This window comes from Gryllotalpicola protaetiae (genome assembly GCF_003627055.1).
GTDB classification, from domain to species: domain Bacteria; phylum Actinomycetota; class Actinomycetes; order Actinomycetales; family Microbacteriaceae; genus Gryllotalpicola; species Gryllotalpicola protaetiae.
In genome coordinates this window covers 2,954,718-2,969,566 of record NZ_CP032624.1, presented here as the reverse complement: position 1 = coordinate 2,969,566, position 14,849 = coordinate 2,954,718, and the positions used below count along the sequence as shown (strand labels likewise).

General features: G+C 69.0%; 16 protein-coding genes and 1 pseudogene. 10 read left to right on the top strand and 7 right to left on the bottom strand.

Annotation, left to right across the window (positions count from 1 at the left end):
• The first annotated feature begins 11 nt into the window (after positions 1-11).
• The 5 genes from D7I44_RS14425 to D7I44_RS14405 all read left to right on the top strand — a co-directional run bounded on the left by D7I44_RS14425 (position 12) and on the right by D7I44_RS14405 (position 4,190).
• The gene (locus tag D7I44_RS14425; protein ID WP_120790128.1) at positions 12-881 is read left to right on the top strand and encodes a hypothetical protein; all 870 of its coding nucleotides are present in this window, start codon (positions 12-14) and stop codon (positions 879-881) included.
• Positions 878-1,966 (top strand): ParB N-terminal domain-containing protein, encoded by a 1,089-nt coding sequence (locus D7I44_RS14420; protein WP_120790127.1) that lies wholly within the window; start codon positions 878-880, stop codon positions 1,964-1,966. The genes D7I44_RS14425 and D7I44_RS14420 overlap by 4 nt, the downstream gene beginning before the upstream one ends.
• A gap of 71 nt (positions 1,967-2,037) precedes the next feature.
• Entirely contained in the window at positions 2,038-2,736 is a 699-nt protein-coding gene (locus tag D7I44_RS14415) for a hypothetical protein (protein ID WP_120790126.1), read from the top strand.
• Between the two features lie 15 nt (positions 2,737-2,751).
• Positions 2,752-3,924 carry a M23 family metallopeptidase gene (locus tag D7I44_RS14410; protein WP_120790125.1) on the top strand — a complete coding sequence of 391 codons (1,173 nt, stop codon included), beginning with the start codon at positions 2,752-2,754 and terminating at the stop codon, positions 3,922-3,924.
• Positions 3,924-4,190, top strand: a complete 267-nt coding sequence (locus tag D7I44_RS14405; protein ID WP_120790124.1) for a DUF6112 family protein — start codon at positions 3,924-3,926, stop codon at positions 4,188-4,190. Before D7I44_RS14410 ends, D7I44_RS14405 begins: the two co-directional genes overlap by 1 nt.
• Before the next feature lie 10 nt (positions 4,191-4,200).
• Here the strand turns inward: D7I44_RS14405 and D7I44_RS14400 are convergent, their stop codons facing one another.
• A complete protein-coding gene (locus D7I44_RS14400) occupies positions 4,201-4,596 on the bottom strand; it encodes an NUDIX hydrolase (protein ID WP_120790123.1) in 396 nt (131 codons plus the stop codon).
• Positions 4,597-4,682: 86 nt separating this feature from the next.
• Here D7I44_RS14400 and D7I44_RS14395 point away from each other — a divergent pair, with 86 nt between their 5' ends.
• From D7I44_RS14395 to D7I44_RS14375, 5 genes are read left to right on the top strand one after another with little or no spacing between them, the layout of a single operon-like run.
• On the top strand, positions 4,683-4,952 hold the full coding sequence (locus tag D7I44_RS14395; RefSeq protein ID WP_022883069.1) for a DUF6112 family protein: 270 nt from the start codon (positions 4,683-4,685) through the stop codon (positions 4,950-4,952).
• Positions 4,953-4,995: 43 nt separating this feature from the next.
• On the top strand, positions 4,996-6,441 hold the full coding sequence (locus D7I44_RS14390; RefSeq protein WP_120790984.1) for a TrbL/VirB6 family protein: 1,446 nt from the start codon (positions 4,996-4,998) through the stop codon (positions 6,439-6,441).
• 4 nt (positions 6,442-6,445) lie between these two features.
• Positions 6,446-7,906: an SCO6880 family protein gene (locus tag D7I44_RS14385; protein WP_120790122.1), complete on the top strand. Its 1,461-nt coding sequence runs from the start codon at positions 6,446-6,448 to the stop codon at positions 7,904-7,906.
• A gap of 40 nt (positions 7,907-7,946) precedes the next feature.
• Complete coding sequence (locus tag D7I44_RS14380; protein WP_120790121.1) at positions 7,947-9,107, top strand: hypothetical protein; 1,161 nt, start codon at positions 7,947-7,949, stop codon at positions 9,105-9,107.
• Positions 9,104-10,618 carry an ATP-binding protein gene (locus D7I44_RS14375; protein ID WP_120790983.1) on the top strand — a complete coding sequence of 505 codons (1,515 nt, stop codon included), beginning with the start codon at positions 9,104-9,106 and terminating at the stop codon, positions 10,616-10,618. Before D7I44_RS14380 ends, D7I44_RS14375 begins: the two co-directional genes overlap by 4 nt.
• A 69-nt stretch (positions 10,619-10,687) precedes the next feature.
• On the opposite strand, the gene D7I44_RS14370 is transcribed toward D7I44_RS14375, so the two are convergent.
• From D7I44_RS14370 to D7I44_RS14350, 6 genes and pseudogenes are all read right to left on the bottom strand, one after another.
• Positions 10,688-11,266, bottom strand: a complete 579-nt coding sequence (locus D7I44_RS14370; RefSeq protein WP_220093778.1) for a class I SAM-dependent methyltransferase — start codon at positions 11,264-11,266, stop codon at positions 10,688-10,690.
• A 127-nt stretch (positions 11,267-11,393) separates the two neighbouring features.
• Positions 11,394-11,621, bottom strand: coding sequence for a hypothetical protein (locus tag D7I44_RS14365; RefSeq protein ID WP_120790120.1), 228 nt, complete (start codon positions 11,619-11,621; stop codon positions 11,394-11,396).
• A 146-nt stretch (positions 11,622-11,767) separates the two neighbouring features.
• Positions 11,768-12,424, bottom strand: coding sequence for an MmyB family transcriptional regulator (locus D7I44_RS14360; protein ID WP_245979691.1), 657 nt, complete (start codon positions 12,422-12,424; stop codon positions 11,768-11,770).
• Positions 12,425-12,433: 9 nt separating this feature from the next.
• Positions 12,434-12,541, bottom strand: a pseudogene (locus D7I44_RS18770) (helix-turn-helix domain-containing protein); the annotation flags it as partial.
• 59 nt (positions 12,542-12,600) lie between these two features.
• Positions 12,601-13,218, bottom strand: a complete 618-nt coding sequence (locus D7I44_RS14355; RefSeq protein WP_120790119.1) for a hypothetical protein — start codon at positions 13,216-13,218, stop codon at positions 12,601-12,603.
• Positions 13,215-14,645: an MFS transporter gene (locus tag D7I44_RS14350; RefSeq protein WP_220093776.1), complete on the bottom strand. Its 1,431-nt coding sequence runs from the start codon at positions 14,643-14,645 to the stop codon at positions 13,215-13,217. Before D7I44_RS14350 ends, D7I44_RS14355 begins: the two co-directional genes overlap by 4 nt.
• Positions 14,646-14,849 lie beyond the last annotated feature (204 nt).

The following is a 14,849-nucleotide window of genomic DNA, read 5'->3' as shown; positions in this document are numbered from 1 at the left end:
GAGGTGCGCGAATGACACAGGCAAGCACCCGCAACGAGGGGCGGGATCGGTTCGAGGACTCGGAGGCGCTGCGCGCCCTCCTCACCAGACTCCATGACGCCGGGCAGGATGCGTGGCGGAACGACCCGGAGGCGGCTGCGCTGATGCGGCACGCGGCCGACAAGTACGCGGCGCTGGCCCGTAAGCACGGCCTGGACCCGTGGGAGGCCGCCAGCGCGGCATTCGAGGCGATGCGGGGAGCCGCCACGAGGCGTGCGGATGATCCGTGGGCGGTGGTGACCCGCGCGGTCCAGGTGACCTGCATCGGCGAGGAGCGCGGCAACGGCCTGCTGTGCTCGGTGCACCAGGCCCGCCGGCCCCGCTATTCGGTGTTCCACGACGCGGAGCGGTTCAGCGACCGGGAGAACCCGCTGACCGACTACCACCCCGCGTTCCACGTCGACCCTTTCGCCGACGACGCCCACGATGACTCCGGCGAGGACGAGGATTTGCTGCTGGAGCGGACGATGAACGTTGTCTCGGCGGTGGAGGACACGATCGCGTTCCTCAGCCGCGTCGGGTGGGCGCCGGAGACCGCGCGGGCCGGGGTGGAGTACATCACCGGGCGGCTTGCCGAGTCCGTGTCTCGGCGGTCGGCATTCGAGGTCCTGCGCCGCGACCGGCAGGCCCGCGCCCTCCTGGACCTGCCCGGCACCTCCTGGACGACGCTGCTGCGGGTCGTGCTCGGCAACCCCGACCCCGCCCTCGCGCACACCAACGCCGGCCGCGGGATGCTCGTGCGGCTTCTCATCGGGGAACCGTTGCGGGTGCTGTGGCGTGACGACGACCTCGTGCTCACCGCGGGCCTTGCCGCTCCCGCTAACGGGAGCGAGGAGCCATGAGTTCTCCGCAGGATGGGCACATCGAGTTGGAGCGTGCGGTGGACTCCATCGGTGTCGGACGCCGGCACCGGCAGGACTACGGCGACCTCGCACCATTGGTCGAGTCGATTCGCCGCAACGGCCTGCTGCAACCCATCACGATCACCCTCGACGGCAACCTCATCTGCGGCGCGAGACGGCTGGCGGCGATCAAGCTGCTCGGGTGGAAGACCGTCAAAGTGTGGGTCCGGTCCGGCGTCTCGGATCGGCTCGGGCAGCTCCTCGCGGAGCAGGACGACAACCTGCTGCACAAGCCGCTGACCCAGTTCGAGGCCGCCGCCCTCTACCGTGAACTCAAGACCCTGCTGGCCGAGGATGCGGCCCGCCGTCAGGAGGCCACCCGCTTCCACGCCGCGGACGATGCGGGAGATGACGGTGCCATTAAGTTAACGGCACCGTGGGACACGCCCCCGGGCGAGGCCGCCGTGCAGGCCGCGCAGATGGTCACCGGCCGCGACTCCCACACCACATTGGAGCGCATCGGCCGCCTCGAACACCTCGCCGCCGACCGAACCCAACCCGAGTCCGTGCGCACTCGCGCGGCGGAGGAGGTCGAGCGGATCAAGGCCGGCGGAGGCGTCTACCCCTCCCACCTGCGCGTCAACGCCGAACTCTCCCTCGCCGAGCTCGACCAGATCGCCGCCGACCCCGCCCTGCCCGCTGATGTGCGCGGGCAGGCCCGCACCGAGGCCGTGCAGGTGCGGGCGGCGGAGCGTGACGCGCGGGCGGTGGAGCTGGAGGAGTTGGCGCAGGCCGCGCTCGCCCGCGTGAAGGCCGCCAAGAAGACCGGCCGGAAACCCCCGCGCCGCCCGCTGACCGCGGTCGAGAACCAGGGTGAGCCGGTGCCGTTCCCGCTGACCGTGTTCGTCGCGATCTGGGACGACATGGCCGGATGGTGGCTGCACCATGACCCGGACGAGGTTGGCCCGGCGTTGACCGAGGAGCAATGGTCGCGGTTCGAGCAGACCGTCGCCGGCACGATCGCGTTCGCTGATACCGCCCGCGCTGCCCGCCGGGCGCAGGAGCGCAGCGAGCACATCGCCTGACCGCCGCTTCGTGGGGGCGTGTGTGCACCTTCCAGGCGACCACCTACCTGTCGCCTCTTGGGAGGACCCGCATGGACCCCGCCACCCTCGCTGATCGCCGCCGTCGTCGTCTGCTGATCGCCACGATCGCGGGCGGGCTCGTGCTGCTCCTGCTGGTCGGTGTCGGCATTTACGGGCTGCTGCGCGGCCCCGCACCCCGCACTGACTCCATCCCCGCCGACCCACCGAGTTCCACCGTGACCGTCCCGACGGCCGGGCCGTCCGGTGAGGGGCCGGTGGCGGTGCCGCAGGCCGGCGGCCCGGAGGCGTTCGCTCGTGCGGCCGCCAGCGCGCTGTTCACCTGGGACACCACCACCGGTGACGGCCCGATGGACTACGCGCAGATGCTCGCAGACGTCGCCGCCGAGAACGAGGCGGACGCACTGGCCGGGGATGTGCGGGCGTATCTGCCGAGTGTGGAGGCGTGGGGGCAGCTCCGCCAGTACCAGACCCGCCAATGGCTCATCGTCGATACCGCGGTCATCCCGTATGCGTGGGAGACCGCGGTCGCGCAGGCCGCACCGGGCCAGATTCCCGCGGGGACCGTCGCGTACACCATCGAGGGCACCCGGCACCGGGACGGCACCTGGGGCACCGAACCTGTGGAGGCGTCCCGGACGGTGTCGTTCACGGTGTTCATCGTCTGCACCCCGGCAGTCACAGGCCGCGGTGTCACCGGCACGACCTGTGAGCTGCTGCGCCTGTCCCAACTCGACAACCCCCTCCGCTGAGAGCAGGTGGTTGTTGTGTGGAAGAAGCTCGCCGCGTTCGCGGTCGCCCTGCTGTTCTTCGCCCCCTCGGTCGTGCTGGTCGGGGTGGCGGCCGTGGTCAATCCTTCGATGACCGCATGCGCACCTGGGTCCCTCGCCGTGGGGCCGATCCCGGAGTCGCTGACCGCGACCACCCGAGGCGGGGAGACCGTCACCCTGAGCCGTACCCAGCTCACCCACGCGGCCACGATCATCACGGTCGGCGGGCAGACCGTCGGTGTCGGCCGTCCGGGAGTGGTGATCGCGCTGATGGCCGCGCTCACGGAGTCCTCGTTGCGGATGCTCGCGAATACCGGCACTTACCCGGAGTCGGCCGACTTCCCGAACGATGGCAACGGGTCCGATCACGACTCGCTGGGTTTGTTCCAGATGCGGCCCGCCGCTGGGTGGGGCACCGTCGCCGAGCTCATGGATTCGACCTATCAGGCGCGTGCGTTCTACGGCGGCGAGACCGGCCCGAACCACCCGTCTCCGCGTGGGTTGCTGGACATTCCCGGTTGGCAGAGCATGGACCCCGGCGAAGCCGCTCAGGCCGTCGAGGTTTCGGCGTACCCGGACAGGTATCAGAACTACCAGCCGGTGGCCGAGGCGATCCTCGCCGCCCTGACCCGCCCGCCCAGCACGGGCGGAGGCGGTGGCGGGGCGCCGATCGTGCCGGAGACGACGCGCATCGTGTTCCCGCTCCCCGAGGGGACGTGGGTGGACACCGACAGTTTCGGGTGGCGCACCGACCCGTTCACCGGGGAGCGCGCCTTCCACGCAGGGTCCGATCTTGCCGCCGCGGACGGCACCCCGATCCTCGCCATCGCGGACGGGGTGGTCATGCACGCCGGCTACAGCGGCGGCTTCGGCGGCCTGGTCATCATCGAGCACACCGTCGCCGGTGAGCGGGTCGCGTCCTATTACGCGCATATGTGGGAGACCGGCATCCACGTCACCGAAGGGCAGACCGTGACCGCCGGGCAGCACATCGGAGACGTGGGCTCCTCCGGCCGCTCCACCGGACCCCACCTCCACCTGGAGATCCACCCCGGCGGGCAAGGACAGCCCGCCGTCGACGGTACCGCCTGGCTCGCCGACCACAATGCGGAAGGCGTCACCGGCGGGGACACGACCCTCGCGACCTGCACCGCTGGGGGTGGGGCCTGATGGACGTGTTTCCCGACTTCGGCGGCGTCGGCGGTGCCGCAGAGCTGCGCTCCATCGTCGGGGCACTGCTGATGTTCGTCCTCATCATCGCCGTGCTCATGCTCATCGTCTGCGCGATCGTGTGGGCGGTCGCCTCGTCCAGCGGCAACCACCAGGCCGCGACAAAGGCCCGCACCGGCCTGCTCGTCTCGGTCGGCGCCGCCGCTCTTGCCGGTGCCGGGGTGGCGTGGGTGAACTTCCTCCTCGGCGTCGGCGAACAACTCTGATCAGCCGGAGTCAGGTGAGGATGCCGGCGCCGCGCAGGTAGTCGGCAAGGTTCGCCGTCACCGGGAGCTGGTCGAGCTCGGCGGCGGTGACCCAGCGGGCGTCGTCCGCGTCGTCGCCCGATGCCAGCTCGCCGCCGGTGACGGTGGCGGCGAAGTCGTGCACCTCGAACATTCGCTCGTCGCCGGCCGGGATCGTCACGCACCACAGCTCACGCCCTACCGACACCCGCAGCCCGGTTTCCTCGAACGTCTCCCGCGCGGCCGCTTCAGCCAGGGTTTCGCCGGGCTCGACGCTGCCGCCGGGGATCGACCAGCGGCCTTTCTCCGGCTCGGTGCCGCGCAGCACGAGCAGCACACGTCCCGCGTCGTCGGTGATGACGGCGCTGGCGGCCAGAACGATTCCCACCAGCCCAGGCTATCCGCCTGTCGCTGGGTGGCGGGGTGCACCTGACCGTCGAGAACACGTCTCGCGAACAGTCAGGAGCAACCCCCGTGATCGACATCGACCCCAACAGCTCGGGACTTCCCGGTATCGAGCAGCTACGCATCATCGTCGGCGCCGTGATGACCGTCGGCCTCATCCTCAGTGTCCTCGCCCTGATCATCTCGGCGATCGTGTGGGGGTTCGGCGCCAACTCCTCCAACCCGCACCTCGCCAGCCGCGGCAAGGTCGGTGTCCTCGTCTCGTGCGGGGCGGCGATCATCTGCGGTGCTGCGGTGACGCTGATCAACTTCTTCTGGGGCGTCGGGCAGGCCGTCTGATGACCACCCCAGCAACGCCTCGCTCGCGGCGGGGGTGGGTGCGGTGAGCGTGTGCGATGTCCCGGTCATCTCCTCCGTCTGCGACGCCGTGGGCGAGGGCACGGCGTCGTTGATCGCGGCGCCGTTCGACTGGCTCGGCCAGGCGACGGCCGGGGCGGCTGCCTGGCTGTTCGAGGCGGTCTGGACCGTGTTCGACACCACCACCCTGGTCGATGTCACCAGCGCCGAGTACGTCGGGGTCTACAACGTGCTGTTCGGCGTCGCGATCTTCGTGATGCTCGTGTTCTTCTGCCTCCAACTCATCACCGGCCTCATCCACCGCGACCCCACCGCCCTGTCCCGCGCCGCCCTGGGGCTCGCCAAAAGCGTGCTCGGCAGCTTCCTCGTCATCACCCTGACCGCGCTGCTGCTGGAAGTCACCGACCAGCTCGCGGTCGGGATCGTGCAGGCCACCGGGAACACGATGGAAGGAATGGGGACCCAGATCGGGCTCCTCGCCACCGGCCTTGCCGGGATCAACATCGCCGCGCCCGGTGTCGGCGCGATCCTGACCATCTTCCTCGCCGGCCTCGCCATCTCCGCGGCCGCGATCGTCTGGTTCAGTCTCCTCATCCGCAAGGCGCTGCTGCTGGTCGCGATCGTGTTCGGCCCCATCGCCCTGGCCGGGGCGACGTGGGATGCCACCAAGGGCTGGTTCGCCAAGTGGGCCGCATTCGTGATCGCCCTCATCTTCTCCAAGCTCGTCCTCGTCGTGATCTTCCTCGTGGCGATCGGGCAAGTCTCCGCCCCCATCGAAGCGGACCTCGCCTCCATCAGCGACCCGATCGCCGGGGTGGTGCTGATGTTCATCGCCGCGTTCGCGCCGTACATCACCTACAAGTTCCTGTCCTTCGTCGGCTTCGACATGTACCACGCCATGTCCAGCGAGCAGGAGGCGAAGTCCGCACTGAACCGGCCCGTCCCCGTCCCGGGCGCGCCCAAGGGCGACAGCGCCAAGAAGGTGCTTGACGGCGGCGGTGACACCGGCGGCAAGCCCAGCGGCGGAACTGGCGGAGGGGGCGGGTCGACGCCGCCGCCTGTGGGTGGCCCGGCGGCATCGGGCGGTGCCGGAGCGACCGGAACTGTCGGGGGCGCTGCCGCGTCATCCGGCGGAGGAGCCGGAGCCGGAGCGGGGGCGGGGGCCAGCGCGGGTGCTGGTGCGGCCGCGGGGCCTGTCGGGGCGGCGGTCGTCGTCGGCGGTGCAGTGGTCAAGGGTGCCGCGACCGCCGGGTCGAAGGCCGGTGCCGCTGTCGGCGGTGCCGCAGAGAACCATGCCGGCGCCGCGGGCGAACAAGCATCCCCGCCGCCGGTTCCACCCACCCAGGGCACACCCGCGCCGTCGTCACGCCCGGCACCCTCCGCCCCGCCCGCTGCGCCGTCGCAGGGGTCGTCGTCGCGGAGGTCGGACCCGCCGCCGCCTCCGTCCTCGAAGCCGTCCGGGAAGGAATGAGCCCATGGTCACCACCACGCACACCGAGTACCCGTTGTCGCCGGTGCAGTTCTCCCGCCTCACCCGCCGCGGGATCATGCTCGGCCTGTCGTTGCCGCAACTGATCGTCCTCGGCATCGCGATCCTCACCGTCGTCGCCTCCCTCTACACGAGCGGCGGCATGGGCCTGGCCTGGACGTCCCCGGTCTGGGCCGGCGCCGCCCTCCTCGCGGTGATCCCGGCAGGGGGCAGGAAGCTGATCGAGTGGGTGCCCATCCTGACCCGCTGGACTGCGCGCACCTATCTGGGCCAGCTCATCTACCGGCGCCGGGTCATCCGCCCGCGCCCGGCCGGCACCCTCGCCCTGCCGGGAGATGCGGCGCCGCTGCGGGAATGGGAGGACCCGGAGACGGGGGCGGCGATGGTCCACGACCCGCACGCGCAGACCCTTACCGTCATCCTCGGCGTCTCCCACCCGGCGTTCGTGCTCCTGGACCCCGGTGAGCAGCAACGCCGCGTCTCCGGCTGGGGACGTGTCCTGGCCGCCGCGTGCCGGTCAGGGCGGATCGCCCGCATCCAAGTCAGTGAGCGGACCCTGCCGGATTCGGGGACGGGGTTGGCGGAGTGGTGGCGCACCCACGGGACCGACGACGGCTCCTGGGCCGCGACCACCTACGCCGAACTCATCGACCGTGCCGGCCCCGCCGGGGAACGCCACGCGACCACGATCAGCCTCGCCCTGGACATGAAGAACAGCGCCCGGCAGATCAGAACCTCCGGCGGCGGCATACGCGGCGCTGCCGCCGTGCTGCGGCAGGAGATGACCACCCTGAGCACGGCGCTCCGCGCGGCAGAGCTCACCTCGACCGGGTGGCTCACCCCTGGCGAGGTCGCCGTCATCCTCCGCGGAGCGTACGACCCCGCCGCAGCCCCCGCCCTGGAACGCCACGGCGACCTCGGCCGCGACCTTGCCACCGCCGGTCCAGTGGCGGTCACCGAGACCTGGGACCGCCTGCGATCCGACAGCGCCTTCCATGCGGTGCTGTGGATCACCGAATGGCCCCGCTCACAGGTCTACCCAGGGTTCCTCGCCCCGCTCGTGCTGTCCAACGGCATCCTCCGCACCCTCGCCCTGCACTACACCCCGGTACGCGCCGACCAGGCGGCGAGGGACCTGCGGAAGAAGAAGACCGAACTCATCTCCGACGCGACCCAACGCCGCAAGATCGGGCAAATCGACGACGCCGCCTCCAGTGCGGAGCTCGATGACGTGCTGCAACAGGAGGCGGACCTGACCGCCGGGCACGGCGTCCTCCGTGTCTCCGGCCTCGTCTCCGTGTCCGCCCCGACCGTGGACGAGCTCGACGCCGCGGTGGCCGCAGTCGAGCAGGCCGCGATCCAAGCCTCCTGCGAGACCCGCCGCCTCGTCGGCCAGCAAGCGGCCGCGTTCACCGCCGCCGCCCTGCCGCTGTGCCGGCCCGTCTGACCCTGACCACCATCAACCGTTCCCTTGTGAGGAGCCGATCATGCCAACCTTCGACAACCCCGTGGAGGACGCGATGGAGGCATCCGCCGCGCTGCGTGGCCTCGCCCACGCCACCCGCACCTTCGACAATCCCGCCGAGACCTACCCCGTGCTCGGGGAACTGCTGGCCGGGGTGCGGTCGTTGCGGCAGGTGCTCGACCAGCTCGCCGCCGCCCACATCAAGGCCCGGTCCCGCGCGCACACCGACGCGGGCAGTCAGCCCGCCGGGGCGACGGCGGCGCTGGCGGCGGCGGATGAGCTGCACCAGGCCGGCACCCTGCTGGACACGGTCCATGACCGGGTAGACGCGGCGATGTCGCAGTCCGGGCAGATCGCCTGGCACCCCGCCCCCGAACCCCTCGACACGACCGGCGCGACGCGCACCACGGTGCAGGCTGGGGAGCTGAGGTTGACGGTGTGGCCGGATGTCCCGCTGGGCGAGCACCAGCGGTACGCGTACCGCATCGAGCACCCGGCCACCGGGCAGTCGGTCGAGGGACGGGACCTGTTCACCGGCACGGGCGCCCCCGTCTCACCGGAGCGGGCGCTGCGCGAGCTCGCGGTGTTCCTCTCCGCCGCCGGCGAAGCACGCCAGTTCACGATCGAGAATCCCGGCCAGCACACCGACAACGACGGGGCGTTCCCGGATTGGGTGACCGATGCCGCCCGCCAGCACCCCGACACCCTGATCGAGCTGATCGACCACGACCCAGACATCGCGGATAAGACGAGCAGGCGGTGGGTCAGCGTCGTGTTCCTCCAAGGCGACGAAGCCGACCCGGTGCTGGACATCATCGAACGAGATGGCACGGACACGGCGATCGAGCGCCTGGCCGGGTACGACTTCGGGGAGGAGACGACCCAGGCTGCGCTCGAGAACGGGTACGTCTACGACACGCCCCCGACCGGCGCCCTGGATCGCACCGCGATCGGGGATGTCTACACACTCACCTACAGTCCCTTCCTCGGCCACGTCTCCTTGCTTCGCACGCACGACGCCGCACCTGACCCGGCGCTGCTGGACATCGACATCCCCGCGCCCGCTCCGGCTCGGCGGACGGTCGAGCGGGCACCGGTTCGAGCGGGGCGTGCGGAGGCGACGGATTGGTTCGCCCGCCGGCCGGGCGCATCCGCCTCGCACGGGCGGGGGTTGGCGCTGTGACCGGGCAGGATGAGGGGCGTCTGCATACGGCGGTGCTGGTCGGCCCAGAGGGTGAGCGCCGACGGCATCGCAAAGCTCGCCAGAAAGCTGCCACCCGGATCGAGACCACCGCCCGCGACACACGGAGGGCGGAGGCGAAAGCGAGGTGGGAGACGGAGCAGGCCGAGCGCCGAAACACCACCTACCTCCCCGCTGGTGGCGAGTCCGGTGCTGCCGCGTTGCGGACTCCGGGGTGGCTGCGGCTTCCGAAGCACCAGGACACGTCCGCGACCCTCGCCGGGCAGTACCCGTTCCTGGCCGAGGGGGGCCTCGGCTCGGCCGGCGTGTTCGTCGGCCAGGACCTCTACTCCGGCGGGAGTTTTGTCTACGACCCGTGGGTGCTCTACCAGCAAGGCCTCATCACCGCCCCCAACGTCGTCCTCGCAGGGATTGTCGGCTCCGGCAAGTCCTCCCTCGCGAAGTCCCTCTACACCCGCTCGCTGCCGTTCGGCCGGCGCGTCTACGTCCCCGGCGATCCCAAGGGCGAGCACACCGCCGTTGCCGAAGCGGTCGGCGGGAAAGCGATCGTCCTGGGGCATGGCCTATCGAACCGCCTGAACCCGCTCGATGAGGGCCACCGCCCCTCGGCCGTGTCGGATGCGGAGTGGGCAATGCAGGTCGCCTCCCGCCGCCGAGACCTCATCGGCGCCCTGGCGGAGACCGTGCTGGATCGTGTGCTGTCGCCGTTGGAGCACACCGCGATCGACCTCGCCCTCCAAGACGCGGTCAGGTCTGCGGAGGTGCCGATCCTGCCGATGGTCGTCGACCGCATCCTGGCCCCCAACCATGAGGATGACGAAGACGGTCGACTCGCCGAAGACGGCCGTCTCGTCGGCCATGCCCTGCGCCGCCTCGTGGCCGGCGACTTGCAAGGGCTGTTCGACGGTCCCTCCACGGTGAGGTTCGACCCGTCACTGCCGATGGTGTCGCTGGACCTGTCCCGCGTCGCCGAGAACAGCACCTTGATCTCGGTGCTGATGACGTGCTCGTCCGCGTGGATGGAATCGGCGCTGTCGGACCCGAACGGCGGGCAGCGGTGGGTGATCTACGACGAAGCCTGGCGCCTCATGGCCTACCCTTCCCTGCTGCGCCGCATGGATGCACAGTGGCGGCTCGCCCGGCACTTCGGGATCGCGAACATGCTGATCTTCCACAAGCTCTCCGACCTCGACAATGTGGGCGACCAGGGCTCCGCCATGAGAGCCCTGGCGTCTTCGCTGCTGGCAAACGCGGAGACCCGGATCGTCTACCGGCAGGAAGCCGACCAGCTCGGCTCCACCGCTACCGCCCTCGGGCTGACCGGCACCGAGCAGAAGCTCCTCCCCAGCCTCGGCACCGGACAAGGGCTGTGGCGGATCAAGGACCGTTCTTTCGTCGTGCAGCACCAGCTCCACCCCGCCGAGCTGACCGCGTTCGACACCACCACCCGCATGACCTCGGATTCCCGTAAGCTCACGAATCGTGAAACCTGAAAGGGTGGGGACTCGCGGGTTCAGGGTCAACCTAGGGGCGCGTGAGGGTGTGAGTTCGTGGAACTCACGTCACCTCGATGAGAGGTCTGCTGGATTGCCGGGTTTGTGCCAGAGCAGCAGGTAGCGCCAGTAGAGGAGCCGCCGCACGCGTGCGCCGGGCAGGAGCATCGCGACCTGGGCCGCAGCTTCTCGGGTGGTCAGCGGCGGGTACATCTCGACCGGCATCGACTGGTCGTCGCTCTTGGGGAACCCGCCCACGCGCCGCAGCGCCCGCCGGGCTGCGAACAGCGTGCCGAGCGCGCGATATCCGACCGCGGCCGCGATCTCGACATGAAGCTCGTGGGCGAGGTCCGGTCGAGGGAGGGCGATGGCGGCAAGGACACCACCCGGCCGCAAAGCAGCCGCCAGCTTCGGCAGGACGTCCGGCAGGGACATGTGATGCAGAGCGCTGATCGAGAAAATCGCGTCGTAGCCGTCAGCGGGCAACGGGTCGGTGAGGATGTCGGCCAGGACGCACTCGACGTTGTCGGGCGCCCGGTGGCAGGCTTGATCGATCATCTCTGCGGAACGGTCGAGAGCGTCGACCTTCTCGGCGCGCCCGGCCAGTTGGATGGCGAACGAGCCGACGCCACAGCCGACGTCCAGCACCCGTTGTGGGCGGAGGCATCTGGCGCAGCAGGAGCCGGTGGTAGTATGCGTTGTGATCCCAGTCGAGCACGGCTAGAACCTAGCCGTTCCTTCTGTGGCGTTCATGAGTCGTGGCCTCGCCCGTCGCTTATTTCGGTTTGATCTGCTCCAGAACGTGCCCGGTCATCGCATGCACGTCGCCCTGGTATCGGGCGATCGCGAAGTCGTAGAACTGCACCAGCGTCCCGGCCCTGCCCGCCCATATACTCACCGCCCGACCCGCGCTCCGCGGCTCTGCGAGGAAACGATCAGCGCCATCCGATGCTGCGCTCCATAGCTGTGCGGCCGGGCTCTGCCGGAACTCGAACACCGTCACGCCGCCTGAATATGCCCGCCGGTCAGTGCGGCCACCGCCATCGCCAGCACATATTGAGCGACAGCTCCTACTCGAAGCCCTCTTCGTGCGGATGCCGTGCCGATCGGAACCAATAGCCAGCAATCGGTCGCCACGCTCAAGCCACCTCAACTACTCCGGGCCCGATTCTCTTGGTGATCGAGCCGTTGAAGTATGGCGGTGGTCTCGGGGTCCGCAGGGAGGAAAGTCTCGATAGCCAGCTCGGACACGGTGACATCCAGCGGAGTTCCGAAGGTCGCAATGGTGCAGAACAAGGCCAGCTCATCGTCACGGTAGCGGATGCGTAAAGGCACCATCAGTTCGGGAGCGTCATCGGTTTGTCCGGGATCATGCGGGGCGTAGCCTACGACCTCTCTGTACAGTGCGGCCAAGGCGGGATCTCCGGTGAGTGTGACGCGACGGCCCAGTCTGGCCAGCAGCGAGTGGCTCCATTCGCCGAAATTGAGGATGCGTGGACGCATTCCTTTCGGGTGGAGGGCCAGGCGCAGCGCGTTTACGGGTGCTTCGAGCAGGAATGGGTCAGCGTCAAGGCTAAAGATGCCGAAACCGGCGTTGGATTCCACGATGTTCCAGCCGCGATCGACAACGTGCGCAGGAAAGGGTTCGTTGGCGGTCACGATACGACGCAAGGCTGCTCGCACGGAGGCCATCTCCTCACTCTCCAACGCAAGCGCAGTGAATGCCGGCGCAAAGCCCGCAGCGAGGAGCAGCTCGTTCTGCTCCCGCGGCACCAGTTCGAGATGCGTGCCGAGCCGGGCGATCATCTCCCTGCTAGGGTGCGAGCGGCCAGTTTCCAGGAAGCTGAGGTGGCGGACGGAGATCCCGGCGACGGAGGCTAGACCGAGCTGACTGAGTCCTCTCCGCTCCCGCCATGTTCGCATGAGTTCGCCCACCGGGGGCCGGCGCCGGCCGGCCGGTGACGCGCTCGTATCCTGCACGATCACCACGGTAGACCCTCTGTGGTTTTCTCGAACCGGTAGAGGATCGATTTCATCGCCTCGTCAATGACCACGTCGACCCCGGCGGTGTGAGAGGACGGGTCAACCCAGTCGGCCCACAGTGCACCGTGGTGCGCTGCGGCATGGCCGGATAACCGGCGTCCTGGCACCGAACCATTCGAGGCGAGTTGTGCTTCGGCGCGCTGGTTGAGTTCCGCCACGGCGACGGTCGGCGTGCTGAATTGCCAGTCTTTTCGGATGTGCGAGGCGTCATCCAGCAGGAGGAGATCGTATCCACCGCCGATCTTCTCCCCAGCGCTTGAGAGCATAGACCACGAGAGTGCAACCGCCCGCTGCGATCTGTAGAACCAGTCGCCGGGAGCGAAGACGGCGATGCCGCCGGAGACGAATTGTTCGTGCGCCTCTGTGATCCGCCTGAAGAGCGCTTCATGTCCCCGGAATTCGCGAGTTGGAGTGAAATGCGCTGCATCCCGCGTCCACATTTGTCGGATGGCGTCATGGCGGAGAAGGGGGTTGGGCTCGTTCCACTGCTGCACATACCGCCGCACGACTCCGGCCGCCTCTTCCTGAGATGGTGTCGTGAACGTGGTCGCGTTCATCGGGCATCCCTTCCGGAGGGTAGTGCCTGGGTCAGCGCGATCAGGACGGCCGCGATGGCCAGGAGGAAGACCAGGCTGTGAGTGAAAGCTACGCCGTAGCCTGCGCCGGCGAGGCCGTGGTAAAAGACGATTCCGATCAGTGCCACGCCTAGCGCATTGCCGATCTGGAGAGCCGTGCTCAGCACTCCGGATGCGGATCCTGCATATTCGGGGTGCATCCGTGCCAGCACGGTGGATGCCAACGGTGCCACTGCCAGACCCATGCCTGCCCCGTCCACGACGAGTCCGGGGATGAGCCAGCCGACCGACGCGGAATCACCGCCGACGATGACGGCTGCGCTGAGCAGGGCGAGGCCAACAACCATAAGCAAGGCGCCCATCGCGATGACCTGGCGGCCCAGTCGGCGGGCGATTCGTCCCGCGGTCATCGAAGTCAGCAGATATCCTGCACCGATCGCGGTGAAGAGCACGCCCGCGCCGAGAGCGTCCAGACCGCGACCGGACTGAAGGTACAGGGCAAGCACCAGGAAGAAGGAAGCTTGGCCGATCCAAAACACCAGCTGACAGGCCAGGCCGACGACGAAGGCCCGGTCGTGGAACATTTCCACATTCACCAGTGGGGCACCGCCACGCTCAGCGAGTCGCCGCTGCTGCCAAACGAACACCGCAAACAGCGCCGCGCCAGCACCCAGGCTCAGCCAGGCCCATACCGGCCAGCCCGCGTCACGACCCTGGATCAGCGGAAGCACGATCGCGGTAATGGCTGCGGCGACCAACAGAATCCCTGCCGGATCGAGCCGCGCTTTGACCCGTGGTGTCGCGGGCACGAGCGCCTGTGCCAGAACGATGATCAGTGCTCCGATCGGGATGTTGACGAGGAAGCAGGAGCGCCAGCCCAGTCCTGCGATATCGGCGTGGGTGAGCGCACCGCCGATCAGCTGGCCGAACACCGCGGCGAGGCCCATCGCGAGCCCGTAGCCGGTGAACACCCGCGCTCGCGCCGCCCCGGTGTACAGGGTGCCGAGGATTGCGAGCACCTGCGGGGCCAGCAGAGCCGAGGCGAGCCCCTGGACGACGCGAGCCGCGATGAGCATCCCCGCGCTCGCGGCCACGCCGCACAGCAGAGAAGCGACGGTGAAGAGTCCGAGCCCCAGCAGGAACATGCTCTTCCTGCCGTACAGGTCGCCCAGGCGTCCGCCGGTGATCAGTCCGACCCCATAGGCCAGCCCAAACCCCGCCAGCACCCACTCGATCTGAGCCGACGAAGCCCCTAGTCCCTCCTGCATCGAAGGCACGGCAACATTCACGATGAAGAAGTCCAACGTCGTCATGAACACACCAGCGAGAACCACCGGCAGAACCAGCGGATGCACGGGCCTTGAAGTCGGGCTGGACCCTTCGGACAATTCACTGACCGCGGTCACCATAGCTGTTCTCCTTCTGATCGGCGCGCCGCCCGCACGATGCGCGACGACCCACCACTCAGAATTCCCACGACCGGATAGCCCCGCAATTACCCTCCAGGTAAAGGGTGACCGGAAGTTGCGCTGGATCAATCGTCGGGCGCCGACTTCCTGATAGGAATGCTGAGGCTTCGTCGCTGGATGCCCGACGATGTCAACTAATGAGCG